Raw genomic sequence first — 24,833 nt, 5'->3', positions numbered from 1 at the left:
GCGCAAGCTTGCGTCACGATGCCCCTATCTGTTTGGCAAACCGGACATCTCGCACCGATCCAGCCGGCAGCGTGATGTCGGCCGAGCCGCGGCCGTCGACCCGCACCACAACCCCGTAGGAGGCCTCCAACAGCCGCAGCCGGTAGAGCCCCGGGCTGCGGTCGAAGGAATCGCGCAACTGCTGTGGCGGCCCGATGGCCTGCAGCGCATAGGGACTGCTGATCGGCTTGTTGTCGACCAGGATGGCGCCGCCGGCCTGGCGGATCGTGACGTTGGGGCCGATGCGGACGTCGCCGACGGCGATCGCCTCGGCCCCGCTGGCCCACAGCGAGTTGACCACCAGCTGCAGGTCGCGGTCCAAGATGATCTGCTGGCTGCCCGACACCCGTTGTTTGGACGCGTCGGAGAGATTTCGCCCGGCGCCGGGATCGGTCACCGTGACGGTCACCCCGGGGCCGGCCACCCGGGTGCTGGCAGCCTCCAGGCTGAGCGCATCCAGGCCGGCCAGCACCCGCTGCCCCTGGGCGTCGTCGGCCAGCCGGTGCCGGCGCAAGTCGTCGACGCGGTTGGAGTACGTGTCACGTTTGTCAGCCAGCTTGCCGGTCACGGCTTCGGCCGATCGGACGTTCGTCGCCAGCACCTGTTGGGCGTCGTGCACCCCGGGCGCCACCGACCGCGCCTGCGCCACCGCCACGGCGAACACCGTCGCCACCAGCAGCGCCGCCACCGCCTCCCAGGCCCATCCCGCGACCCGGGTGGTGGCCGCGGGGGGCGCGGTCCGGCGTGCACGCCGGGCGGCCGCGGCGGCATAGCCCGGGTCGAGATGTTCCGACAGCAGCGAACGCAGCAGCGACGGCACCGCGAACTTCCGCGGCCGGCCGGCCTGGTGGGCGCCCGCACCCTGGGAGTCGTATCCGCTCAGCGCGAAGAACGGTTCAGCCACCGGCCACCTTCGGCATCGTGCGGACCACCAGGGCCACGTGGATCAGATACAGCACGAACGCCCACAGGTACATTCCCAAGCCCCAGAGCAGGAAACCCCAGCCCGCCGAGAGCACCACACGGCTCCACAGCTGGTCCCACTGCCCCAGCAGGATCAACGGAAACGCCGACATCAGCGCGAAGGTGCCCGCCTTGCCGATATAGGTCACCGGCAGCGCGGTCAGGCCCCGGCTACGCAGTGCAGGCAGTGTCGCGGCCAGCAGCAGGTCCCGGGCCAACAGCACCCCGATGATCGCCCAGGGCACCAGTCCGCGCATCCCGAAGGCGACCGGAATGGTGATCATGTAGAGCCGGTCGATCGCCGGATCGAGCAGGGCGCCCAGCCTCGAATACTGGTTGAACAGCCGAGCCACTTTGCCGTCGGCCCAGTCCGAGGCGCCGCTGAGCATCAGAATCGCCACCGCCGGCCCGTCCGCCCGCGTGACCAGCAGCAGGTACAGAAAGACGCCGATCAGCCCGAGACGGGCCAGGCTGATGACGTTGGGCACCGTGAGCACCCGGTCTTGGACGCGGTCGGAGCCGGACCCGGCAGACATTCCGACCCCCTAGCGGAAGATCCCGGGCAGGCTCAGCGCGTCCATGCTGTCGTCGCTCAGCGGGTTGTCCCGGACCATGTAGGTCCACGTCGAGGTGGGCCGGGCCAGCTTCGACAGGTCGATACCCGGCTCGGACTCGATCGAATCCGAGGTCTCCAGCGTCTGCTGGGAGGCCTCGATGGCGTCGGCGGCCAGCGAGGCGAACGCGTCCAGTGCCAACCGGTGGAATTCGTCGAGCGGGTTCTGCCGGCCCAGTGCCCGCAGGTGGATGCTCTCCCGGATGTCGGCCAGGTACGCGAGGTGGTCGGCCCAGCCGCGGTCCAGGTGATAGAGCATGATCAGCCGGCAGATCTTCTCCAGCTTGGCTTCGCCGTCTTCCCCGTTCTGCCCCAGCTGCGCCTTCAACTCGGCGTAGCGCTTCGGGGTGAGCTCGGCCAGCTCCTCGCGCGCCGCCGGGGTGGACAGCAGTGTGTTGCGCCGCTCCACGATGATGGTTCGCTGCTGGGCGATCAGCTGGTTGTACCGCCAGGTGTTGGCGTGGATGTCGAGCAGCTTGCCCTCGGCGATGCGCTGCGCGTGGTCGAGCAACCCGGACGCCTTGGGACTGAGGATCCGCGCGTCGTCGTCGGTCTCGGTCGGGAGCTTGTTGGCTTCCAGGTTGGTCGCGGCGACCTCATCTTCCCAGCTGGAGAAGAACACCGACGACCCCGGGTCGCCCTGACGGCCGGCCCGGCCCCGCAGCTGGTTGTCGAGACGCTGGGTGTGCTGTCGGCCGGTACCGATCACGTGCAAGCCGCCCAGTTCGACGATCGCGTCATGGTCGGCCTCTTCGGATCCGCCCAGGCGGATGTCGGTGCCGCGGCCGGCCATCTGGGTGGAGACGGTGACCACCCCGAGCTTGCCGGCCTCGGCGATCACCGTGGCCTCTTCGGCGTCGTTCTTGGCGTTGAGAACCACCGCCGGAACACCGCGCTTGCGCAGCCGCTCGTGTAGTTCCTCGGACTCGGCGACGTCGTGGGTGCCGACCAGGACCGGCTGTCCGGTGGCGTGCACCTCAACGATGTGGGCCACGATCGCGTCGTTCTTGGCCGCGGCGGTGATGTAGACCCGGTCCGCCTCGTCCTCGCGGATGTTGGGCATGTTCGGCGGGATCGGCGAGACCCCCAGCTGATAGAACTGCCGCAACTGTTCACCGGCCGCCAACGCCGTACCGGTCATGCCGCACACGGTCGGATACCGGTTGACCAGCGCCTGCACCGTGATGGTGTCGAGCACCTCACCGGTCTCGGTGGTCTCGATGCCTTCCTTGGCCTCCACCGCGGCCTGCAGGCCGTCCGGCCAGCGCTGCAGGGCGGCGATCCGGCCGCGCGAGGCATTGATCAACTGCACTTTGCCGTCGCGGACGATGTAGTGCACGTCGCGCTGCAGCAGTACATGGGCGTGCAGAGCGACATTGACCTCGGTCAGCGTGGAGACCACGTGCTCCTCGGAGTACAGGTCGATGCCACCGAGCGCCTTCTCGACCTTGTTCGCCCCCACCTCGGTGAGGTGGATGTTGCGCCGGTCCTCGTCCGAGTCGTAGTCCACTCCGGGCTTGAGTCGTCCGACCAGCTCGACGATCTCCATCCGGGGCGTCTCCCGGTGGGTGGTGCCGGCCAGCACCAGCGGCACCAGCGCCTCATCGACCAACACCGAGTCGGCCTCGTCGATCAGCGCCACGTCGGGGTTGGGCGAGACCAGGTCGTCGACATCGGTGACCAGCTGATCCCGCAGCACGTCGAATCCGATCTCGTTGATCGACGCGTAGGTGACGTCGCACTTGTAGGCCGCACGGCGCTCGGCCGCCGTGGAGTCTTCGGTGATCCACCCGACGGTAACCCCGAGAGCCTCCAGCAGGGGGCCCATCCACTCGGCGTCGCGGCGGGCCAGGTAGTCGTTGATGGTGACCACGTGCACGTGCCGGCCACCGATGGCGTAGCCGGCGGCGGCGATCGCGCCGGAGAGCGTCTTGCCTTCACCGGTGGCCATCTCGACCACATCGCCGGCCAGCATCCGCAGCGCGCCCTGCAGCTGAACATCGAACGGGCGCTGCCCGATGCTGCGCTCGGCGGCCTCGCGGGCGATTGCCAAGAACTGCGGGATGTCCGAGGCGTCGGCCAGCTCCTTGAGTTTGAGCAGTTGCGCGGCTTTGCGCAGCTGCTCATCGTCGAGTCCGGCCGCCTTCTTGGCGTACTCGCCGGCGGCCGTGACCTCGGCCATCGAACGACTCTGGTTCTTCTCGGTGCTGGCGCCCAGCAGTTTCCAGAATTTCCCGCTGAGCCGACCCGATTTGGTTCGCGTTGCGGAGACAGTCTTGGAGGTGTTAGCCACAGCACAACGGTACGCGGTGGCCACCGCCTGCAAGCCGGGGGCACCATCGCGTCGGCGGGGCGACGGGCAAGGCTTATCCGGCGCGACGCCGCACTGCTGCGGTAGGTTTCGCACGGGATTTCTCGATTCGGATACCGGCCGCGATGCGATTGCGGCGATAGCGAACGGCAAGGAGACATCGGCAGTGGACTCGAAGCTGTTCAACCCATCCATCGACTGGGCGCACGCGCTGCCCGATTCCCTGGTGTGGATCGCCCTGGCCTGGACCATCAGCGCCGTCAGCGTGCTCGCTGTGGCCGCCCTGCTGCGGGTCAGCACCCGATGGGGACGCCAGTTCTGGGAGATCAGCGGCGCCTACTTCACCGGGCGCGAGAGCCTCCGCGTCTGGCTGATGCTGGGCGTGCTGCTGCTGTCGGTGATCACCGCCGTCCGGCTCAACGTGTTGTTCAGCTTCCAGGGCAACGACATGTACTCGTCGCTGCAGACCGCCTTCCAGGGCGCCGCCGGGGGCGACGAGGCCATCAAGCAGTCGGGCGTACACGGATTCTGGATGTCGATCGGCATCTTCAGCGTGATGGCCGTGCTGCACGTGGCACGGGTGATGCTCGACATCTATCTGACCCAGCACTTCATGGTGAACTGGCGCAGCTGGCTCACCGAGCGACTGACCGGGGACTGGTTGGACGGGCGGGCCTACTACCGGGCCCACTTCGTCAAGACGCCGCTCGACCCGGCCGTCGGCGAAGCCATCGAAGGCGCGATCGACAACCCGGACCAGCGTATTCAGCAGGACATCGACATCTTCACCGCGGGCAACGGCGCCAACGTCAACGCACCGGCCAACGGCACCGGCAGCACGCTGTTGTTCGGCGCCGTGCAGTCCATGGTCACGGTGGTGTCGTTCACCGCCATCCTGTGGAACCTGTCGGGCACGCTGACCGTATTCGGGTTCGACATTCCGCGGGCGATGTTCTTGATCGTGCTGGTCTACGTGGCCATCGCGACCGTCGTCGCGTTCTGGATCGGCCGTCCCCTGATCCGGCTGAGTTTCCGCAATGAGCTCACCAACGCCGCCTTCCGGTACGCGCTGGTGCGCGTGCGCGACGCCGCCGAATCGGTGGCGTTCTACCGGGGCGAGCTGGCCGAGCGGGTCCAGCTGCGGACGCGGTTCCGCGCGATCATCGCCAACTATCTGAAGTTCGTGAACCGGACCATCGGGTTCTCCGGCTGGAACCTGTCGGTCAGCCAGGCGATCGTGCCGCTGCCCTGGGTGATCCAGGCACCACGGCTGTTCTCCGGGCAGATCATGTTCGGCGGCGTGGCGCAGACCGCGTCGGCGTTCGGCAACATCTCTGACTCACTGTCGTTCTTCCGCAACGCCTACGACAACTTCGCCGGCTACCGGGCCTCGATCATTCGTCTGCACGGGCTGGTGGAAGCCAACCGCGAGGCCCGGGACCTTCCCGAGCTGCTGGTCAAACCCAGCCCGGACGGCACGGTGGCCCTTGAGGGTGTCGAGGTGCGCAACCCCGAGGGTGTCCCGCTGATCGAAGCGCTCGACGTGCAGCTGGGCATCGGTGACGCCCTGATGATCGCCGGACCGTCGGGCAGCGGCAAGACGACGCTGCTGCGCAGCCTGGCCCAGTTGTGGCCGTACGCGTCGGGAACCCTGCGGCGCCCCGATGCGGTCAACGCCACCATGTTCATCTCGCAGCTGCCCTACATCCCGCTGGGCGACCTGCGCGCGGTGGTTTCCTACCCGCTGTCGGTCGGCGAGGTCTCCGACGCCGAGATCACCGAAGCGTTGGTCAAGGTGTCACTGCCGAATCTTCTCGACCGGCTCGATGACGTCGAGGACTGGGCCAAGGTGCTCTCACCCGGTGAGCAGCAGCGAGTGGCGTTCGCCCGAATCCTGTTGACCCGGCCCAAGGCCGCGTTCCTCGACGAGTCGACGTCGGCCCTCGACGAGGGGCTGGAGCTGACGCTGTATCGGTTGCTGCGCTCCGAGCTGCCCGACACCATCCTGGTCAGCGTGAGCCACCGTCACACGGTCCGCCAGCACCACAAGCACGTGCTGGAGCTGCTCGGCCAGGGCCGCTGGGACCTCACCCCGGTCTAGCCGCCGCCTCCCCCCTTCGCCGAACGTGAAGCCACCTTCACGCTCGACGGAGGGTAGGGACGCTGGGCGCGTAGGGCGGGGCGCTAGCGAGTTGCCGCGTGCTCCCCGGCGCGGCGGCCGAAGAACGAGCCCTCCCCCAATTGGGTTCCGCTGGCATAGCCCTTGCCGTCCTGGGCAATGTTGGCCGCACAGGCGCCGGCGGCGTAGAGGCCCGGGATCGGCTGGCCGTCGCTGCGCAACACTTCGCCGTCCACCGAGGTCGCCAGCCCGCCGATGGTGAAGCCGGCGTAGATCGCCTTGCCCAGCGACAGGTCGAACGCGCCCCACGGTCCGGTGTCCTGCGGAGCCAGGAACGGCGGCTGCTTGTGGAAGTCCGGGTCCTGCCCCTGCGCCGCGTGGGTGTTGTAACGGTCCAGGGTCGCCACCAGGTTTCCTTCCGGAATACCCAGTGCGGCTTCCATTTCCGGCACTGTCTCCCACCCGTCGATCAGGGGCACCAAGGGCACCTGCGGCTTGCGCATGTGGGCCTCGTCGACGATCAGGAACGCCGCACTGTCGGGCTGGTCCATGACGAACCCGGACGTACGGGAGTGGTAGGAGTCCTCGGCGACGAAACGCTTGCCCTCTTTGTTGACGATGATCCCGGTGAGCAGGATCGAGGGCGGATAGACCGGCGCGGTGATGAATATCTGGTCCATGTGCTTGGTGGCGCCGCCCGCCGACATCCCCATCCGGATGCCCAGGCCGTCATCGTAGGTGTTGCCCAGCACGAACGGCTTCTCCGCCAGCTTCGGCGTGTACTGGGCGACCATCTCCGGGTTCATCACGAAGCCACCGGCGGCAATCACCACCGATTTCGCCTTGATGACACCGCTTTCGGTGAAGTGCTTCCACGTGACACCCACGACGGCGCCGGCGGCGTCGGTGACCAGACCGGTGGCACCGGTTTCGTAGCGGATCGTCACCCCGAGGCTGTCGGCCCGCTTAAGTAGTAGGTCGATCGCCATCTTGGCGCCCTGGGTGTCACCGGGAACCGGGACCTTGTGCCCACGCGGCGCCGGAACGGCCTCGTTCAGAAACGGCCACACCTTCTCGTTGCCGGTGAACATCAGCCCCTCGGTGTTCGGCTGGATCACGGCCTTCTCCGGGTAGTAACTGCGCTCGAACGCAATCCCCAAGTCTTCAAGCCAGTTGAAGTGCTCGACGCTGCCGTCGCAATAGGCCCGGATCTTGTCGTGCTCGGGTTCGCGCGACACCGCGACGAGGTACTTGTACATCTCGTCGGCCGAGTCAGCATGCCCGGTGGCCTGCTGGACCGCGGTGCCCCCGCCGAGGTAGAAGTGACCACCGGCCATGGCGGTCGTGCCGCCGGCCTCGGCGGCCCGCTCCAGCACCAGCACCCGGGCCCCGGCTGCCGCCGCGGTGACGGCCGCGCAGCCGCCACCGATGCCGAAGCCGATCACCACGACGTCGAACTCGTCGGACCATTCCGAAACCGTTTCGGCGCTGGTGATATCCGGGATCTGGGTGCTCATTGCCGCCACTCCTCCTCGTCGCCGGCGCTCGTCATCGGCGCCGCTGCGGTGTTCACCGCTGCTCCTGTTTGATGTAGTCGAAGACCGCTCGGATCTCGGCCGGGATGTAGGCGATCTCCAGGTAGGGGATGCCGGCGTCCGGAGCTGAGACGTACGCGAATTGCATGCCTCCGGGCATCACGCCCCGGGCAACGACCTGGGCGCCCCGCTCGGCGGCGTCGTTCAGCATAACTTCGAAGGTCTCGGGGTCCTCGGCCTCGATGCAGACGTGGTGCAGGCCCGACCCGCGGTCACGGAGGAAGTCGTCGTAGAGACTGTGCCCGCGCACCGGTGCGATCAGCTCCAATTGCATGTCTCCGGCATAGCTCAGCGCGATGTCGGCGACGAAATCAGCCGGCTCGCCCAGGTAGCTGCAGGTGTCCGGGGCGAAGTGCACCCCCGGCATGCGGACCCATTTCCGAACGCCCAGCAACGCGGTCAGCATCGATGCCGTGGCATCGAGATCGCCTGTGACCCAGGCGATCTGGATGGGCGGGCGCGGCGTCGGCGTCACGACAGCGGGGTCGGTACGCCGACGTCTTCGCGGACCTGCTGGGAGATCGCCGGCCACGACACCGCAGCGGGGTAGTCGCCCCACATGCTGTTGAACAGTCCGACAATCCGGGCCGAGCCACCGTCGCGCAGCGCATACACCGGACCGCCGGAGTCACCCTGCTGACTGCGAACACTGCGACTCATGGTGAACCAGCCATTGTTGACCCGCTCGACGGTGCCGCAGGTTTCTCCGGTGACAATGCCGAAGTGGCAGACCGGCTCGCCGGGCTCAAGGCTGTCGTCCGGGCCGGCCTGCAGGTGCCGACCATCCGGCAGGACATCGTTGACATCGACGTCGTCGGCCAACTCGATCGCCTCGTAGTCGGCGATCACCTGGTCGGTGTTGACCGTCGAACCATTGGGTGTGTTGTCACGAAAAGTCGCCAACCTACCGATCACCGTGCCGCCCCGGTCTGTGACGATTCCGCTCCCCCGACAATGACCGGCGGTGAAGGCCACCCGCAGCAGCGGGTCGACGTAGCCGAGAGTGCAGACATGGGTGTCCTGGCGGATCTCCATGCCCGGGAACACCAGCACTCGATCGGCTCGGGCCGTGGCGACCGTCGGGCCGGCAGCAGCCGCGCCGACCCCCAACAACACCGCCAGCACCCGCGCAACGAGCCTGCGCAACCGTCGACTCCTATCGTTGAGGGCCGGTTTCGGTCCGGCCGGACCATGCCACCACGGCGCAGCGCGGCGGCCCGGCCCCTGGGGATCCGGGCCGCCGCGTCGGCGTTGCGCGGCGATCAGGGGATCGTCAGCTCCTGACCGGGGTGGATCAGGTCGGGGTTGGCGATGCCGCTGGCCTCGGCGATCTGCGGGTACTTGTTGCCGTCGCCGTAGAACCGCTCGGCGATGGCGAACAGGGTGTCACCGGCGACCACGGTGTACGTGCGCGCCGCGGGTGCTGCCTCCTCCACGGGAGCCGGAGCCTCTTCGGCCTTGGGCTCCTCGGGCGGCGGGGCGTCGGTCTCGGTCTTGGTGGACCAGGCCGCGCCGTCGGCGGCGTAGAGCACCACGTTGCGGTCGTCCTGCAGGACCAGCTTGACGTCCTTCTTGCCCTTGGTGTCGGTGTGCCAGATCGGCTTGTCGGCGGTGTACAGCACAAAGTTGCCGTCCGTCTGGACCTCGGCACGCACCACGTCGTTGCCGTTGGTGCCCGATGACCAGATGGCTTTGCCTCGCGCCGCCAACACCAGGTTGCCGTCCTCCTGCAGCGTCAGGGTGTAGGCCCCGTTGTTGGAGGTCAGCGACTCGCCCTTGACGAGTTTCTTTCCTGCAGTGAGCGTGTCTCCCAAGCTCTGTGCCACGTTGTCCCCTTCTCATCGGCACGCCGCGACCTGAATCGTCGGGCGTTGTCGCTCGGATGCGACGTTAGTCAGCCTAGGCGAACACCCGCCGGAGTGCCCCGCATTACGTCAGCGCAGTCTCGGTACCGGAGCTCCGGCCGGTTCCGCGGCCATGGGCTGCCAGCCGGGCGGCCCGAAGATGTAACCCAGCCGGTCGCGCCATCGGGTCGCGCCGCGCACATCGGCGACGATCGAGGCGTACTCATGGAATTGCAGGGTCACGATGTTGAAGGTGTCGACCGGCTTGGTCAGCCCGTAGTGCGGCCGAAACCGCTCGGGGGCGAAGCTGCGAAACATCCGGTCCCAGATGATGAGGATTCCGCCGTAGTTCTTGTCCAGGTACTCGGGATCCATGCCGTGGTGCACCCGGTGGTGCGACGGAGTGTTGAAGACGAACTCGACTGCCCGCGGCAGTTTGTCGATTCGCTCGGTGTGCACCCAGAACTGGTAGACCAGGCTCACCGAAAAGCTGGCGAACACCATCCACGGAGGAATGCCCAACAGCGGCAAGGGAATCCACATCAAGATCTCGCCACTGTTGTTCCACTTCTGACGTAGCGCGGTGGCGAAATTGAAGTAGCGGCTGGAGTGGTGCGCCTGGTGCGTCGCCCAGATCAACCGGATCCGATGCGCAATGCGGTGGTAGCTGTAGTAGAGCAGGTCCACACCGACCAGTGCGATCACCCAGGTGTACCAGCGCGCGGGCGACAGATGCCACGGTGCCACATACGTGTAGATCGCCGCGTAGCCGAGCAGCGCGACGAACTTCCACCCCGCGGTGGTGGCCATGGACACCAGGCCCATCGAGATGCTCGCCCAGGCGTCCTCGGTGCGATAGGCACCGGCGGGCACACTCTCCGAGTCGACCTGCTCGAGCTTGCGCGCGGCGAACCATTCCAGGCTCAGCAGCAGGAGGAAAAAAGGCACCGCGAATATAACCGGGTCACGCATCGGCCCGGGCAACACCGACCACACACCCGCGATCGCATCCACCGCCTGCTACCTCCGGATCACCAGCCTAGCGATGCCGGACTCGGCGGCGCCCCCGTTCAGTCCGATGACAACGACGACTGGTCCTCGGCGTGCCACTGCACCGCGTAGACGCCCGGCTGCAGCGACAGTTCGCCGACCAGTCGCTCAAGCCGGTCCGGCGCCCGGCTGTCCGACAGCATGGACGCGGTGAGCGCAATGTTGTCCTCGCCGGCGCGAACGGTGTGAATCCCCCGCAGAATCAGGTCGTTACTGGCGGTGTGTTGCACGATCTGGGCGCGCAGGTACTTCTCGGACTTCGGCCGGCAGATCACCTGCACCTCATACGGAGACTGCGGTTCGTCTTCCTCCACGTGCTGATCACGGTCGATGAGCCGACCCAACGGCCGCAGCAGCAGATGGGTGCCGACGATCGCGCCGGTCCCGATCAGGGAGAACGCCAGGAATCCGGCCGCCGCCAGCACGCCCACGGCAGCCGAGCACCACAGCGTGGCCGCCGTGTTGAGGCCGCGGACGTTGAACCCCTCGCGCAGGATCACCCCGCCGCCGAGGAAGCCCACCCCCGACACCACGTACGAGGCGACCCGGGTGGAGCTGGGTTCCACGGCGACGGCGTACAGCACGAACAGCGTCGCACCGGCGGCGACCAGCGCGTTGGTGCGCAGACCCGCCATGCGCGCACGCCACTGCCGTTCCAGCCCGATCAGTGCACCGCAGCCCAGCCCGACAGCCAGTCGCAACGTGAACTCGGCGACGCTCAGCGTCTGCATGATCTCAACGATGACACATGGCTAGCCGGCGACTACCGGCCGAGCCATGACCGTGGGCTTGAAGCCGTATCGCGGGGCGGCGAAACCGTAATTGCGGCCCTGTCCCGCGCCCGCCAGCGGCACGCCGGGCATACCGGCGGCGCCGGCCTCCGGTGCGTGCGCGGCGACCGTCCAGCCGGTGGCCGCGACCGAGGTACCCGGAGCTGCGGTAGCCGGTACGGCCGCAGCCCACGTCTGCGGAACCGACAGTGCACCGACTGAAGCGGCGTGGCCCATGCTCGCTGAGGCGGTGCCCAGACCACCCAACCCGTGCATTCCGTTGCCCAATCCAGCGCCCAGCCCGCCGAGCATGGGCGTGAACGGGTCGATGGCACCCAAGCCCAGCGGGTCACCGGCGGCGATGGCAGCACCACGCACCACCGCCATGTCGGCAGCGAAGCTGGAAATCGCAGCTGCGCCCATCGGGCTGAACGAGCTGCTCATCAGGTTGGTTATTCCGTTCGTCAGGTCACCCGTGCTGATCGGCGGTTCGACTGCGCCTCCACCGGCCTCAGCAGCTCCCTGCAGCGGCGACGCCAGACTCTGCAGTGTGTTCGGCGTGTTCGCAAGCGCCTGGGATGCTGCGGATTGCGCATTCGACGTGGCGGCCGTACCGGCGGCCTGGCTGACCGCGCCCTGCTGCGCGCCCTGCGCCGAAGGATCGGCGACCTCACGCGGAGAGGTGAACGGCGTGACCTTGGTGGCTGCCGCCGACGACGCCGCGTAGCCGTACATCGCGGCGGCGTCCTGCGCCCACATCTGGCCGTACTGCGCCTCGGTGGCCGCAATCGCCGCGGCGTTCTGGCCGAGGAAGTTGGTGGCCACCAGTGCCGCGAGCTGGGACCGGTTGGCGACGATCAGCGGCGGTGCAACCGTCATCGCATATGCCGCGTCGAATGCCGCGGCCGCCGCCTTGGCCTGCATGGCCGCCTGCTCCACCTTGGCTGCGGTGGCGCCCATCCATACGGCATACGGTGCGGCCGCGGCGGCCATCGCGTTGGACGCCGGCCCCATCCAGCCTTCGCTGACAAGTCCGTTGATGACGCCCTGGTAGGCGGCCTCGGCCGAGCTGAGCTCGGCGGCCATCTTGTCCCAGGCGCCGGCGGCGACCATCATCGGCCCCGAACCGGGCCCGGTGTAGATACGCGCTGAGTTGATTTCCGGCGGGAATGCTCCGAAGTCCATGGTATTGCTCCCTTTTGATGGTTTTCGCCGTGAATTGCTGGTCTTTGGGTGAGTTGTGCAGGCACGCTCGATGCCCGATATGCGTTGCAGCCGTAATCCAGACGGCCGGAGAAATCGGGACAGCGGTCATAGCGACATGCCGGAGCCAGTCATGCCGAACCGCTCACCTGCTCGACGAAAAGATCGAGCTACCAAGCAATTTCAGGGCATGCCGAAGCCTGGCGCCTTCCGCTTCGGAAAGGTACGCCAGTCGACGAGTTCAGCGCCGGTGCGAATCAGATGGTGAAAGCAGTACCGAGATCGAAGGAGACGAACATCGATCTCGGATAGGAACTATCACTCGGACTCAATGTCGCTCTCACCTCCTCTCGGTCTGGGCACGCGCGGGTGCCTGCACTTATGCACGACGAGGTGAAGTTACCCGGCGACAACCGAGATCCGCACCCCTCTCGTCAGAGCTTCGGCACTGCACGGCGTGTCCTGGCCTGCGCAAATGTGCAAACCCGGAAGCCACTTGGGCTCAACCCTTAATCCGGGAGGAGCTGTCCTGACCCGGGGCGTCTTTCGACGTTCGGGGTCAGTGGCCTATATCCGTGCAGACGCCTCACCTAACGAGGTGCTTGCTTAACCATAGTGCACCAGTGCGGTGACAGGGTCAATCGGACGCGGCGGGTCGCCTGCCAGCCGCCGTCCACCGCTCCGCTCCGGATTCGAAAGAGCTTGCCCTCGGAGAGAAGTCGCACCGGAGTCAGCCCGGCTGCCGATCCGTTCCGGCACCGCTTTGACCGTCCGGGTTGACGTGAACGGCGTGCACGCCGGGCTGCTCGGCGAGTTCCTCGAGCAGGCTGTCGAGGCGGTTGGGATCGACGTGCCAATGCTGCACCTCAGTGGTGCCGGCCAGTTCGGTGACCAGGCGTTCCAGTCGGCTCTGTGCATGTCCGTTCATAGCCGCGGCGGGCCCGCCGCGCGGGGCTGCGCCGGTGAGCGCCCTGCCCGCCAGGCTCGCCAGCGTCATATCGGCGAACACGCCGGTGGGGACCCCGGTCGCGGCGGCCGCAGCGGCCGGCGCCCCCGCTACCCCGGCGGCCGGCACCGCGGCGGCGGCCAGATTGGCCACCGGCGCGGTGGTCGTCCAGCTCGGCGGAACGCTGAGCCTGCCAACCGTTCCCGCCACACTCGGGGGCGGGGATACCGACCCGGCGCCGGTAGCCGGCGGCACCATGGCCTGCCCTGAAGCAGCCAATGCCGAAGCCCCAGAACCGAATCCGGCCCTTCCTCCGGTAGCGGCCGCGATGTCCAGGTCGGTGGTGAGATTGCGGGAGTATTGGATCATGCCGTACAGAACGGATTTGATGGCGTCGTTGAACGGCACAATGCTCTTCGGCAGGATCAATAAGTAGGAGACCAGTTGTGACAGGGTTGGCGCGCTCGCCTGCGCCGCCGGGGGCGACAGCGAAGCCGCCGCCTGACCAAGTCCGTGCAACGCCTGCGGGATCGCACTGATCAACCGCGACAGTTCGCTGTTTGCGGTCGCGTGGGCGACCGCCGCCGCCTGCCCGCCCAACCCCGAGGGATCGGTGGTGGCCGGCGGCTGGGCGAACGGGGCCAGCCCGGTCGCGGCCGCCGACTGGGCCGCATAGGCGTACATGGCCGCGGCGTCCTGAACCCACAGTTGCGCATACTCGGCCTCGAGCGCCGCGATGGCTGCAGTGTTCTGGCCGAAAACGTTCGTTGCGACCAGCGTCACCAGCGCGCTGCGGTTCGCTGCTATCACCGGTGGCGGCGCAATGGCCGAGTACGCCTCTTCGAAGGCTGCCGCCGCCGCGGTGGCGCGGGCCGCAGCTTGTTCAGCGAGCTCCGCGCTCGCATTGAGCCACTCCACGTACGGTGTGACAGCGGCGGCCATCGAGCCCGCGGCCTGTCCCAGCCACCCCTCGCCCAGCAATCCCGTCAGCACCGACTGATAAACCCCGGCAGCCGAAGCGGTTTCGGATGCCACCCGTGCCCACGCCGTCGCGACAGCCAGCATCGGCGCCGAGCCCGGCCCGGCATACAGGCGTCCGGAATTGACCTCTGGCGGCAGCGCGGCGAAATCCATCTCGCTCACCCCCTGTCCCCGGGACCGCCGCACGAGCCCGCCGGTTGATCGGCGTCGAAGTACACCTCATGGACACCGGGTTGTGCGGCCACCTCGCCCAGCAGGCCCTTGAGCTCACCCGGTTCGGCATGCCAGTGCCGCACCTCGTTGGTTCCGAGCAGCTCAGCGGTGGTCCACTCGCTGTGGCTCTCGGCCCGCCCGCTCCGCTGGCCTGCGCGCCCGGCAACAGCCGCCGCCGCCACTGGTCCCGCCGGGGCGACCGACGCTGCCGGTGGCGTCGCGGGCGCGGCGGTCGCGGTGCTCCCTGCCTCGGGCACGGAGTCGGTCCAGGCCGACGGGACCACAAGCTGTCCGACCGCACCCGCGGTCCCGGTGCTCGCGGCCACCACCGGCCGGGCGGCGCCCGCGATTGACGTGGAGATCGTTGTACCGGAACCGAATCCGGCTCGGCCGCCGGTGGCCTGGGAGATGTCGAGGTCGGTGTTGAGATTGCGCGCATACTGGCCCATCCCGTAGAGCACCGAGATGTTGGTGTCGTTGGCGGGCAGGACCGACCGCGCCAACGTCTCGATATAGGACGCGGTCTGTGACACCGGGTCGGTCGGGGCGGCCTGCGCGCTTCCCGCGGCAGAAAGGCCCTGCAACTCGTGCGGACTCGCGCCGAGCATCTCCGAGAGCTGGGCATGGGTGCTGCCCGAGGTACCCAGTCCCGTTGCGACACCCTGGGCGGGTACGGCGGCCGGGTCAACGACCGTTGGCGGCGCGGTGAACGGCGTCACGGCTGTCACGGCTGCCGAGCGGGCCGCATAGCCGTACATTGCCATCGCGTCCTGCAACCACATCTGGTTGTAGTCGGCCTCGGTCTCGGCGATCGAGGCCGTGTTCTGCCCCACCGTGTTGGAGGCAACCAGGACCGCCAACAGGCTGCGGTTGGCGGCAATCGCCGTGGGTGGCACCGTCGCTGCGAACACCTGCTCGAAATCGCTCACGGCCTGCAGCAGCACGCTCGCCGCCTGCTCCGCCGATACCGCGGTGGTGGCGAGCCAGTTCGCGTACGGCGCAGCCGCGGCAGCCATCGACTGCGATGCCGGGCCGAACCAGCTCTGCCCGGTGAGGCCGGAGACCACCTGTTGGTAGGCCGAAGCCGCAGCGCTGAGCTCTCCGGCCAGCCCGCGCCATGCCGCGGCCGCAACCAGCATCGAGCCGGTTCCCGGACCCGCGTACATCCGCGCAGAGTTCACCTCAGGTGGCAAGGCTGCGAACTCCCCGCCCGACACGGGTCAGTCCGCCGCTGACGGGGGAATCACGATGATGGTCGCCTTACTCGGCTTACGGGGCTTGCTCGCCGCCGCCAGTCCGGTGGCCCCACCTTCCCCGCGTCCGGCGGCTGCCCCGGTGACACTCATGGCCCGCCCGGCCAGACCGCCTAGAGCCAGGTCGCCGGCCAGTCCGCTTTCGCCCTCCGCGGCAATCGCCGCAACGGCTCCCGGGCCCGCTTCGGGAAATGCCGCGGCGACCGCCTTCGCCGTCGGGGTCTGCGCTAGCCAGCCCTGCGGCACCGCCAACCGCCCGATCCAACCGCCGTTGCCCGACGCGGCTGACACCACCGGGGCGCCGACCAATCGAGTTCCCGCGAGCGCACCTGCCGGTAGCTCCTGCGGCCCCTCGAGCCAGGGTTTGGGTCCCAGTGCCCGGTTGACCGAGGAGACGACATTCGCCCCGTTCATCGGCAGCAGTACGCATTGAATCGCCAACAGGTACGGGATGCCGCCGATACCGAACAGCGAGATCGGCGACAGCGGGCCGGCCAGGAAATCAAGGATCGCGATCGGGTCCGCCTGGGCCGACCCCGACAGCGCCATGCTCTGCAGCGCCTGGGGCACCATCGAGATCAGTTGGGCTAACGACGACTGAGCCTCGGCTCCGGCTCCCGCGGCCGCCTGGGTCGCTGCCGCGGACTGGGCCTGCAGACCGGCCGGGTTGGTGGTCTGCGGCGGTGTGGCGAACGGGGGCAGGGCGGTGGCGCCGGCCGACGCGCCGGCGTAGCCGTACATGGCTCCCGCATCCTGCGCCCACATCTCGGCGTATTCCAGCTCGGTGGCTGCGATAGCCGGGGTGTTCTGGCCCAGGATGTTGGTGGCGATCAGAGACAGGAGCAGGCTACGGTTCGCCGCGATGACCGGCGGCGGGACTGTCGCACCGAAGGCGACATCGTAAGCAGCAGCGGCGACCCGGGCTTGCACGGCGGTCTGCTGGGCTTGCGCGGAGGTGCTGCCCATCCAGCCCGCGTAGGGCTGCGCGGCCGCAGCCATCGATGCCGCCGTCGGGCCGGACCAGGCATCACCGGTGAGACTTGAGACCACCGAGCTGTATGACGACGCGGTGGACGTCAACTCCCCGGCCAGGGCATCCCACGCAGCGGCAGCAGCCAACAAGGGACCGGAACCCGGGCCGGAATACATCCGGCCCGAGTTGATCTCCGGCGGCAATAGCCCGAAATCCATGCCAGTCCCCTTTGGTCAATCGACCACCGGGCGGATTTCCGATCAGCTGGTGAAAACTACTTGCGCCCCAGCGCGTTTGGGCCGATCAGGCCCAGCTGGAGCCGACGGAGGCGTCGGTGTTGGCCATGTTGTTGCCGGCCGACTGCACCTTCTGACCGTGGCTGTTGGCCTGCTCATAGATCACCGCGAAGTTGCGACCCAACTGCGCCACAAACTCCTGGCACGCCACCGAACCAGCACCACCCCAAAAATCACCGGCCGCCAACACATCGTGCACGATCGCCTGGTGCTCAGCCTCCAACGAAGCAGCCTGCGCACGAATCAACGCACCATGGGCATCCACATCACCGAACTGGTAATTGATCGACATCTGCGGTTCTCCTTCTAGCTCGACAGGATCTGCTGGGAAGCAGCTTCCTGCTGCTCGTAGTGGTTCGCGTCCCGAATCAGCCCATCACGCACACCGTGCAGCATGGTCACGATGTTGCGAAACGCGGTCTGCATCTGACCCATGGTGTCCATCGAGGTCCGCTCCGCCAGACCACCCCAGCCCGCACCGGAGATGTTCGTCGAGGACGCCCACATCCGACGAGCCTCGTCCTCCACCGTCTGCGCGTGCACATCAAAACGGCCCGCCATCGAACGCATCGCGTCCGGATCAGTCATAAAACGTGTTGCCATGCTTGCTTCCTCGATTCTTGAAAGTTGTTGAAATGTAACGGTATTTGGAACTATCCGGCCGACGCGGCGTTGGCCGCCTCGGTCGCTGCGTAGGTATTGGCACTGGTGTTCAAGGTGGCCACGAACGCTTGGTGGATAGCCTCCGCCTGGGCGCTGATGGCCTGGTACATGCTGGCGTGCGCGGCGAACTGCGCAGCAGTCAGCGCCGACACCTCATCAGCAGCGGCCGGCACCACACCCGTGGTCGGCGTTGCCGCCGCCGCGTTCTGAGCACTGAGCGCCGAACCGATGGCGGCCAGATTGCCCGCAGCCGCCGTCAGCGCCTCCGGCTGGGTGTTCACAAAAGTCATGGGACTCTCCTCCAAGAATGCCGGTCGCAGAAGGACCGACGCTCACCGACTGCGCCGAGCCGAGGCCCCGTGACGACGTCGTACCGGAGCGTGCTCAACGCAACATGGTTCAAATAACAGAAACGGTGCCGGAGTCGGATCGGGACCAATCAGTCGCCGATTCCGAGCGGGCATTATCGCCGGGACACAACTCTCGTCCTCACCTCCTGACACCGACAGAGACCAACTGAGCCGGGCAAAAGCACCGGCCCCTTACCTGCGCAATGGTGGCATCGGTACCGGTGAGCGTCAACCCAGACAAGCGGTCCTTACCCTGTGAATCGACTGTCGGGCGACTGTTAGTTCAGGACGGCTTCTTCTCGGCAACCGCCGCGCTGAGCCCTTCGGCGAGATCCTCGCGGGTCAATTCCTTGAACTTGTGCAGCCATTCCTCGCTGAAATCGGTGACATCGCCGGAGAGCACCGCGTCCAATTCGGAATCATCGAGACGGAAACTGCGGTGGTCGCGGGCCTTCTCCACGACATTGCGGACGAAACCGGCGTTGCCCAGCACGTCGATGCCCCGGATCAGATCGCCGTCCTCGGAATAGTTCTCGTCGGCGTAGAACTTCTCATAGGACGGCAGCAGTCCCTGTACAGCCTCGTCGCTGACCACGTCCTCGTTCTCCGCGCCCATCATCTTGGTCAGTTCCAGCAGTTCGGGCGGGGTGTAGCTGAAGAACTCGATCACCGTCGAGAAGCGGCGCCGCAGGCCCTGGTTGACCTCCAGCATCCGCTCCATCGCATTGGCATAGCCGGCACCGAACACCACCAGTTCGTCGCGGTGATTCTCCATGTAGAGCAGCAGCGTGTTGATGATGGCGTTGCCGTACGCGTCGCCCTGGCTGTAGCCCCGCTCATTCAGAGTGTGCATCTCGTCGAAGAACACCGCACCACCGAGCGCGCCTTCGAGCAGTTCCTCTGTGTTCTTCTCGGCATCGGCCATGTAGCGGCCCAGCAGCTTGGAGCGGTTGGTCTCCACTACCAGCGGTTTGCGCAACACGGTCAGGCCGCACAACTGTTTGGCGAAAGCCCGGGCCACCGAGGTCTTACCGGTGCCGGGCGGGCCGAGCAACAGGGTGTGCCGCGAGGCCACCGGAACCGGCAGCCCCATCTTGGCGCGCGCCAGATTCACCTTGGTGGTCGCCTTGATCAGCTTGATCTCCCGCTTGGCCTGCTCCATGCCGAGCATGGCGGCCAGCTCCGCGTCGCCTTCGGCCAGGTATCGGGCGGCCTCTTCGGCGTGCCGATCGGCTTCGGCCTGTTCACGGGTCGGAGCACTGTCGGGATCCCACGGATCGGTGCGGGCCTCGATGGTCTCCGGGTCGGTCAGCACCAGGCGAAAGTCGGGATTGTCCAGTGCCTCGCGGGCGGGCGTGAATTTGGAGTCCCGCGAATAAACCCGGCGCAGTAGCTCAGCGGCCTCGTCCTCACGGCCCAGATGGCGCAGACACATGCCCTGGGTGTAGAGCGCGACGTTCGCGGCACCGGGCACGCGGTCGCCCTCGATGGCCTCCTGAGCCCGCCGCGTCGCTTCCTCGAACACCCCCAGCGAGGCCAGCGCAGTGGTGGCCATCGCCGCCGCCGCGGCCTTGAGTTCGGGCTGGCGCCAGGGCGCCGCTGCGGGGAACTGCTTGAGCACGTCCGGCCAGCGTCCGGTCCGGAAGTACAACAGACCCCGCACGTAGCTGACCAATTCGGTTTCGAAGGGATTCCGCGGCTCGATGCCGTCGAGCAGCTTCGCCGCCTCGTCGTAGCGCTTGGCTTCGGCCAGAGCCGCGGCATACGCGGCGGCCAGCGACTCCACGCTGGTGACCATCAGGCGCAGGAACATGCCGTCGGAGACTTCCGGGCGGAACTCCAAGTCGGACAGGCCCAGCCGCCGGGTCTCCCAACCGAACGTCCGAACCGTCCGCCAGGCGTTCCCCAGCGTCTCGATGTCGGAGTCACCGGCCAGCACCCGGGCCAGCCAGGCATCGCACATGCTCGGGTCGATGGAGCTGGCCGTGGTGAACATCTGCAACGCGACCTGCGGGTTGTGACTCGGTTGCAGTCCATTCACCGAGATCCCGGAGGCCAGCATGCCCGCGACCATCGCGTTACGCGCGTCGGTCGTCGCCGGACCGGTCACCCGCGCGCTCCAGCCGCCGCCGCGGGTGTGTACTCCTCGATCACATCGACCGACACCGGCAACTGCTCACCGTCCTGCAAGTCCCGCCCCGGCACCGACATCCGCCGATGGGCGGTGGGCGCCGGCAGGCTGGCGCAGACGGCTTCCAGCTGCCGCCGGCCCACAAAGCGGTTCAGCGCGGACCGCACGTTTCGGCTGGGCTTGTCGGCAGTGTGATACCGCGCCAACACCGAGATCTCGGTGGTTCGGCCGCCACCGCGGGAGAGACGCACAGTGACCACCGTTGCTTCGCTCTCGGGGTACCAGAGATGTTCGAGATTCTCCGGGGTGATGTCGTTCGGCGAGACCCAGAAGTTGGTGACCTGACCGGCCGGCCGATCGCGGAACAATCGGTGCCGCAACTGGGTGGCCTCCAGGCCTGCCAGGACCGCCTCGTCGACGGCGTCGAACTCGTCGGCGTGCAGTACCTGGGCGCTGAGCTGACGGCTATCGATCTCCTCGGCCAACCGCTCGGTGGCGGCCGCCAAGGTGGCGGCCAGCGAGTCGCGCGTGGCGACCGCGTTGACGTTGTGCTGCGGGTCCATCCGCAGCACCACCCAGGTGTGACGGCGGTCGGGCATCGACGGGTTCTCTTCGACATCGGGGTCGTCGGCGTCGCGGGGATCCTTGCGGGTGCCGACGGACACGACATCGATGCTGTCCAGCCGCACGTCGAACTGGCGCAGCCCGGCGGCCAGGCGCTCCACCGGCAGGGTCGCCTCCGCGGCGCGGCCGTGCCGGCCGGTCACCGACGCGGCCCGCCCGCCCACGGCGATGACCGTCACCAGCCGGCCTTCGTGCTCGCGGACACCGACCGACTCGCGTCCGAAGCGCCGGTGATGGTCGATTGCCACGCCACGGCCGTGTTGCAGCGCCGCGTCGGGGTCGGTGAACTGATCGGCCACCCAGGCCGCCCACATCGTGCTGATCGGCACCCGCCGATAGGTGAGCAGCGCAAGGAGTGCGACCAGCACCGCGACGGCGACACCCGACCACCACACGTAGTCAGCCGCCTTCGGGTCACCGGGCCAACGACCGGCGAGGACCAGGATCCCCACGTCGATCAGAAAGACCACGGTGACCCGCATCCAAGACAGGTTCAGACCCAGTGCGTGATGTGCCTTCATCGGTTCCTTGACGATCGTCGCAGTGCTGCCACTCCCAGTGCCACGCCGGCCGCCGCCAGCGCCGCCAACAGCCCGGCTCCGGCGACCCAGGCCGGTGTCATGTCACGTTCGGGCGGCATCGGCGGCACCTGCAGCGGTGCCGACAGCCGCTCCGGCGGCTGGGCCGGAACGTCGGGGACATCCCAAGTCAGCGCCGCGACCGGATCGACGATGCCGTAGCCGACCACATTGTCGACTCCGCGCGCCGGTGGCCGGGCGGTGCGGATCAGCCGGTTGATCACCTGGTGCGCCGACAGTTCCGGGTACTTGGCCCGCACCAGGGCCACCACACCGGAGACGATCGCCGTGGAGAAGCTGGTGCCGGACGGGACCAGCAGCGAGTTCTCCGGGCCATCGACGGCGTTCATCAGCCCGTCATCGCGCGGCGAAAGCCCCTCGATGTCGGTACCGGGAGCGGCGATCGACACCCATGGGCCGGCCACACTCGACTTGCTCATCGGGGCACCCGCCGAATCGACCGCGCCGACGGTCAACACGTACTCGTCGTACCAGGCCGGGGTCACCACGGTGTTGACGCCGTTCCAGTCGCGGGGATCATCGGGGCGCATCGCGTTGTAGACGGGGTTCTGCTTGCAGTCCCGCCAACTGGCGTCACCGGCGGCGGCAACGATCACCGCGTTCTTCTCCACCGCGGCGTAGCGCACCGCCGCACCCAGATCGGCCTGGTCGATGAGCGTGCGCACGTTCATGCAGATGGCCTGGGAGATGTTGATGACCTGCGCACCCATGTTGGCGGCGTGCACGATCGCCCGGGCCATGGTGCGGATGCCGTCGGTCTTCTCCCGCAGCTGCGGGTCACGTCCGTCCGCGAACGGTTCCTTGGGCCCGAAGGCCGCGCTGTACTGCCGGATCGCGATCACCTGCACATCGGGCGCGATACCACTGAACGCGTCCGGCCCCCCGCCCGGCGGCGGTGCGCTCGGGGCGCGGAAGTCGACCGGCGCGGTCCGGGCCTGCCCGGAGAAGCCGGCCGATCGCACCGGACCTGCGCCCGAGCCATGGGGGGCGTGCGCCGACGACGCTGCCGCGCCGGGCCCCGGAGCCGGTCCGGGCGCCGGTCCAGGTGCCGGGGCAGGAGCAGGTGCGGGAGCGGGGGCTGGTGCGGGGGCGGGTGCCGGGCCCTGGCCCGGAGCCGGTTCCTCGCCCTCGACAGGCGGTGGCGGCGGCGCTTGTGGCGGCGGCATCACCAGGATCGTCGTCGCCGGCGACGGTGTCGGTGGCGGCGGCTCGTTGGTGGGAACCGACGGCGGGCGACGGGTCTGACGGGGCGGTGGCAACGGGGCCACCCCGTTGTCCGGCATCGCGGCGATCAGCGAGGCCACCAAGGTCCCGTGCGCATCGCAGTCCGACAATCCGTCGCCGCCGGCCATCACGTAGTCACCGCCGGGGATCAGGTTCGGCAGCCGCGGGTGCGGGCTCACGCCGGTGTCGATGACGGCGACGGTGACGCCTCCCCCGCGACCGAATTTCCAGGCCTCCTGCAGGTTGAGCATGTCCATGTAGGCCGGCTGCACGCGGAAGTCGGAGTTCGGCAGCACCCCGACCTCGGTGCAGTACGAGGTCTGCCGCATGGTCTGCGGCGGTCCGGGCGTACCGTCCGGCGGCAACGCCGCAGGGTCGATCCCGGGCGGCTCGATGGCGCCGGCCGGTGGCATACCGGCCAGCGAGCCGCTGGCCACCATGATCATCGCGGCGCCGGCGGCCGCGGTGCGCTGCAGCCGACGCACGCCCCTACCGGTACCGGATCGCTTCATAGGTATTCATCAACCACAGTGCCAGCGGGAACAACGGCATGAGGCACAGGTATTCGATCCACTCGACGAACTTGCGGAACAGCGGGCTGTAGATGGTGTTCGGCACGATCACCGCAGAGAGCAGCCCGAACATCGGAACCAGCACCAGCACCGCCACTCCGACCACCAGAGCCGTGGGCGTCCACAGCACCACCGCGAAGCGCACGACCACGGCCGCGACGATCACCAGGCCGGTCAGCGTCACCGTGACCGCCTGCAAGCGGTCCCGGAAGGAACGGCCCCGCAACACCAGGAACCCCGCGGTCAGGCCGGCCAGCAGCAGCGGCAGCCACGTCCGGTCCGAGTGGGGGTCGCACAGTCCGGTCATGCACACCGCAATCAGCACGCCCAGCCCGGACAGCAGACCGGTCAGGAACGAACGCGCCCGTTCCGCGCGCAACACCACTTCGCGAACCGACTCCGGCCCCTCCAGCGACGGCGGGACGCCGGGCGTGGTCACCACCGTGGTGGGCAGGTCGGGGCGGGCCTCGAACACCCAGCGGCTGGTGGCCGACGGGAATACCGGCAGCCGCAGCCCGGCCAGCCACCGCGACAGCGACGGAGCCCACTGGTAAGCCAGCACGCAGACCAGATACACGCAGGTCATGAGGGTCACCGCGCCGGTCAGGAACAGCATCCGCAGCACGCAGGCGAACATCACGGCCACGCTGATGGTGGCGACGGCCGAGTAGGTGGCCAATTGCCGTCCGGTGAGCCGGATGACAGCCAATGCCGCAATGCCGGCGACACCGAAGCCCAGCGCGGCATGCGCGGCGCCCACCTCGCCGGGCACCGCCGCCGCGGCCGCCACCACCAGGGGGATCAGGCCGGTGGCCAGGAGAATGTCACCGACGCGCCGGTCGGACGCGTTGCGCGCCTGCATCAGGATCAGTGCGGCGGCAATCAGCACCAGGAAGGCCAGGCCCGCGCTGAAGCCGGCCGTCAGCCAGCTGTCGTGCTGGACGCGCCAGCCCGCGAGGAGTCCGGTGGCCAGCAGCACACCCAGCGACAGGGTCGAGACCCCGACGCGCACGGCCGTTGCCGCGTCGACCGGGGCGAATCGCTTTGCCAGGTTGACCGAGACCGCGGTGGAGATGTGCTCGATGACCGGCGAGCGCCGCTCCCGGTCCTCGATGAAGCGCAGCCACAACCGGTCGCCGTCGTAGACGTCCTGTTCGGTCAGCGACTGGTTCGGCCGCAGCGCCGTGCCGTCGACCAGGCACAACACCCAGCGGCCACGGCCCTCGGCTTGCAGGGTGGGTTCTTCGAGTTCGGCAAGCCGACCGTTGATCACCTTCAGCAGCGGGTCCAGCATCACCGATACCGGGGCGTCGGCGTCGAGCAGCGTCCCGATCTGGACACCCTCGCCCGCCATGACCCCGACCACCACGGCCCGGGGTGCCGACGGAGCAAGGTCGCCGCCGGCCTGTCCCGACTCGATCGCCGCGGTCATGAGTGCATCACCTGACCGACGAATACTGACCCCATAGAACCCATAGGTGCCGCCTTGCAATTTGTCATT

General features: G+C 68.0%; 21 protein-coding genes and 1 riboswitch. Of the genes, 1 reads left to right on the top strand and 20 read right to left on the bottom strand.

Annotated elements, in window-relative coordinates; all coding sequences use genetic code 11:
* Positions 1-13: 13 nt before the first annotated feature.
* From ACKY0W_RS10295 to secA2, 3 genes are read right to left on the bottom strand one after another with little or no spacing between them, the layout of a single operon-like run.
* The gene (locus ACKY0W_RS10295) at positions 14-943 is read right to left on the bottom strand and encodes a DUF881 domain-containing protein (protein ID WP_409437456.1); all 930 of its coding nucleotides are present in this window, start codon (positions 941-943) and stop codon (positions 14-16) included.
* Entirely contained in the window at positions 936-1,538 is a 603-nt protein-coding gene (locus ACKY0W_RS10290) for a CDP-alcohol phosphatidyltransferase family protein (RefSeq protein WP_409437455.1), read from the bottom strand. The genes ACKY0W_RS10295 and ACKY0W_RS10290 overlap by 8 nt, the downstream gene beginning before the upstream one ends.
* A 9-nt stretch (positions 1,539-1,547) precedes the next feature.
* Positions 1,548-3,908, bottom strand: a complete 2,361-nt coding sequence (gene secA2 / locus ACKY0W_RS10285; protein ID WP_409437454.1) for an accessory Sec system translocase SecA2 — start codon at positions 3,906-3,908, stop codon at positions 1,548-1,550.
* Between the two features lie 184 nt (positions 3,909-4,092).
* On the opposite strand from secA2, the gene ACKY0W_RS10280 reads away from it, so the two are divergent.
* On the top strand, positions 4,093-6,027 hold the full coding sequence (locus tag ACKY0W_RS10280) for an ABC transporter ATP-binding protein/permease (RefSeq protein ID WP_409437453.1): 1,935 nt from the start codon (positions 4,093-4,095) through the stop codon (positions 6,025-6,027).
* A gap of 83 nt (positions 6,028-6,110) precedes the next feature.
* Here the strand turns inward: ACKY0W_RS10280 and ACKY0W_RS10275 are convergent, their stop codons facing one another.
* From ACKY0W_RS10275 to eccD, 17 genes are all read right to left on the bottom strand, one after another.
* Positions 6,111-7,562 carry an FAD-binding protein gene (locus tag ACKY0W_RS10275; protein ID WP_409437452.1) on the bottom strand — a complete coding sequence of 484 codons (1,452 nt, stop codon included), beginning with the start codon at positions 7,560-7,562 and terminating at the stop codon, positions 6,111-6,113.
* A 52-nt stretch (positions 7,563-7,614) separates the two neighbouring features.
* Entirely contained in the window at positions 7,615-8,115 is a 501-nt protein-coding gene (locus tag ACKY0W_RS10270) for a VOC family protein (RefSeq protein WP_409437451.1), read from the bottom strand.
* Positions 8,112-8,786, bottom strand: coding sequence for a hypothetical protein (locus ACKY0W_RS10265; protein ID WP_409437450.1), 675 nt, complete (start codon positions 8,784-8,786; stop codon positions 8,112-8,114). Before ACKY0W_RS10265 ends, ACKY0W_RS10270 begins: the two co-directional genes overlap by 4 nt.
* A gap of 116 nt (positions 8,787-8,902) precedes the next feature.
* Entirely contained in the window at positions 8,903-9,454 is a 552-nt protein-coding gene (locus ACKY0W_RS10260; protein WP_406757274.1) for a LysM peptidoglycan-binding domain-containing protein, read from the bottom strand.
* 120 nt (positions 9,455-9,574) lie between these two features.
* Complete coding sequence (locus ACKY0W_RS10255) at positions 9,575-10,498, bottom strand: sterol desaturase family protein (protein ID WP_409437449.1); 924 nt, start codon at positions 10,496-10,498, stop codon at positions 9,575-9,577.
* Between the two features lie 56 nt (positions 10,499-10,554).
* On the bottom strand, positions 10,555-11,265 hold the full coding sequence (locus ACKY0W_RS10250) for an MgtC/SapB family protein (protein ID WP_409437448.1): 711 nt from the start codon (positions 11,263-11,265) through the stop codon (positions 10,555-10,557).
* Positions 11,266-11,286: 21 nt separating this feature from the next.
* Positions 11,287-12,489 (bottom strand): PPE family protein, encoded by a 1,203-nt coding sequence (locus ACKY0W_RS10245; protein WP_409437447.1) that lies wholly within the window; start codon positions 12,487-12,489, stop codon positions 11,287-11,289.
* 437 nt (positions 12,490-12,926) lie between these two features.
* Positions 12,927-13,112: riboswitch (M-box (ykoK) riboswitch) on the bottom strand.
* 125 nt (positions 13,113-13,237) lie between these two features.
* Positions 13,238-14,587 (bottom strand): PPE family protein, encoded by a 1,350-nt coding sequence (locus tag ACKY0W_RS10240; RefSeq protein WP_409437719.1) that lies wholly within the window; start codon positions 14,585-14,587, stop codon positions 13,238-13,240.
* A gap of 5 nt (positions 14,588-14,592) precedes the next feature.
* Positions 14,593-15,864, bottom strand: coding sequence for a PPE family protein (locus ACKY0W_RS10235; RefSeq protein WP_409437446.1), 1,272 nt, complete (start codon positions 15,862-15,864; stop codon positions 14,593-14,595).
* A 3-nt stretch (positions 15,865-15,867) separates the two neighbouring features.
* Positions 15,868-17,091: a PPE family protein gene (locus tag ACKY0W_RS10230; RefSeq protein WP_409437445.1), complete on the bottom strand. Its 1,224-nt coding sequence runs from the start codon at positions 17,089-17,091 to the stop codon at positions 15,868-15,870.
* Between the two features lie 85 nt (positions 17,092-17,176).
* A complete protein-coding gene (locus tag ACKY0W_RS10225) occupies positions 17,177-17,461 on the bottom strand; it encodes a WXG100 family type VII secretion target (RefSeq protein ID WP_047317298.1) in 285 nt (94 codons plus the stop codon).
* A 14-nt stretch (positions 17,462-17,475) separates the two neighbouring features.
* Positions 17,476-17,772, bottom strand: coding sequence for a WXG100 family type VII secretion target (locus tag ACKY0W_RS10220; protein ID WP_406757180.1), 297 nt, complete (start codon positions 17,770-17,772; stop codon positions 17,476-17,478).
* Between the two features lie 50 nt (positions 17,773-17,822).
* Positions 17,823-18,122: a PE family protein gene (locus ACKY0W_RS10215; RefSeq protein WP_046286641.1), complete on the bottom strand. Its 300-nt coding sequence runs from the start codon at positions 18,120-18,122 to the stop codon at positions 17,823-17,825.
* Positions 18,123-18,465: 343 nt separating this feature from the next.
* A complete protein-coding gene (eccA, locus tag ACKY0W_RS10210; RefSeq protein ID WP_409437718.1) occupies positions 18,466-20,256 on the bottom strand; it encodes a type VII secretion AAA-ATPase EccA in 1,791 nt (596 codons plus the stop codon).
* 32 nt (positions 20,257-20,288) lie between these two features.
* Positions 20,289-21,458, bottom strand: coding sequence for a type VII secretion protein EccE (gene eccE, locus ACKY0W_RS10205; protein ID WP_409437444.1), 1,170 nt, complete (start codon positions 21,456-21,458; stop codon positions 20,289-20,291).
* Positions 21,455-23,272: a S8 family serine peptidase gene (locus tag ACKY0W_RS10200; RefSeq protein ID WP_409437443.1), complete on the bottom strand. Its 1,818-nt coding sequence runs from the start codon at positions 23,270-23,272 to the stop codon at positions 21,455-21,457. The genes eccE and ACKY0W_RS10200 overlap by 4 nt, the downstream gene beginning before the upstream one ends.
* Positions 23,250-24,764 (bottom strand): type VII secretion integral membrane protein EccD, encoded by a 1,515-nt coding sequence (eccD, locus tag ACKY0W_RS10195; protein ID WP_409437442.1) that lies wholly within the window; start codon positions 24,762-24,764, stop codon positions 23,250-23,252. Before eccD ends, ACKY0W_RS10200 begins: the two co-directional genes overlap by 23 nt.
* Positions 24,765-24,833: the final 69 nt, after the last annotated feature.

This window comes from Mycobacterium sp. SMC-14, from assembly GCF_046250075.1.
Lineage (GTDB): Bacteria > Actinomycetota > Actinomycetes > Mycobacteriales > Mycobacteriaceae > Mycobacterium.
The sequence above is the reverse complement of the archived record's forward strand: the minus strand, read 5'-3'. Positions and strand labels throughout refer to the sequence as shown.

What these genes read in the sequence shown, in the direction of transcription:
- eccE (WP_409437444.1), bottom strand. Translation starts at nt 21,458, where the DNA reads ATGAAGGCACATCACGCACTGGGTCTGAACCTGTCTTGGATGCGGGTC.
- ACKY0W_RS10200 (WP_409437443.1), bottom strand. Translation starts at nt 23,272, where the DNA reads ATGAAGCGATCCGGTACCGGTAGGGGCGTGCGTCGGCTGCAGCGCACC.
- ACKY0W_RS10275 (WP_409437452.1), bottom strand. Translation starts at nt 7,562, where the DNA reads ATGAGCACCCAGATCCCGGATATCACCAGCGCCGAAACGGTTTCGGAA.
- ACKY0W_RS10220 (WP_406757180.1), bottom strand. Translation starts at nt 17,772, where the DNA reads ATGGCAACACGTTTTATGACTGATCCGGACGCGATGCGTTCGATGGCG.
- ACKY0W_RS10250 (WP_409437448.1), bottom strand. Translation starts at nt 11,265, where the DNA reads ATGCAGACGCTGAGCGTCGCCGAGTTCACGTTGCGACTGGCTGTCGGG.
- ACKY0W_RS10230 (WP_409437445.1), bottom strand. Translation starts at nt 17,091, where the DNA reads ATGGATTTCGGGCTATTGCCGCCGGAGATCAACTCGGGCCGGATGTAT.
- ACKY0W_RS10290 (WP_409437455.1), bottom strand. Translation starts at nt 1,538, where the DNA reads ATGTCTGCCGGGTCCGGCTCCGACCGCGTCCAAGACCGGGTGCTCACG.
- ACKY0W_RS10245 (WP_409437447.1), bottom strand. Translation starts at nt 12,489, where the DNA reads ATGGACTTCGGAGCATTCCCGCCGGAAATCAACTCAGCGCGTATCTAC.
- eccA (WP_409437718.1), bottom strand. Translation starts at nt 20,256, where the DNA reads ATGGTCGCGGGCATGCTGGCCTCCGGGATCTCGGTGAATGGACTGCAA.
- ACKY0W_RS10215 (WP_046286641.1), bottom strand. Translation starts at nt 18,122, where the DNA reads ATGACTTTTGTGAACACCCAGCCGGAGGCGCTGACGGCGGCTGCGGGC.
- ACKY0W_RS10225 (WP_047317298.1), bottom strand. Translation starts at nt 17,461, where the DNA reads ATGTCGATCAATTACCAGTTCGGTGATGTGGATGCCCATGGTGCGTTG.
- eccD (WP_409437442.1), bottom strand. Translation starts at nt 24,764, where the DNA reads ATGACCGCGGCGATCGAGTCGGGACAGGCCGGCGGCGACCTTGCTCCG.
- ACKY0W_RS10240 (WP_409437719.1), bottom strand. Translation starts at nt 14,587, where the DNA reads ATGGATTTCGCCGCGCTGCCGCCAGAGGTCAATTCCGGACGCCTGTAT.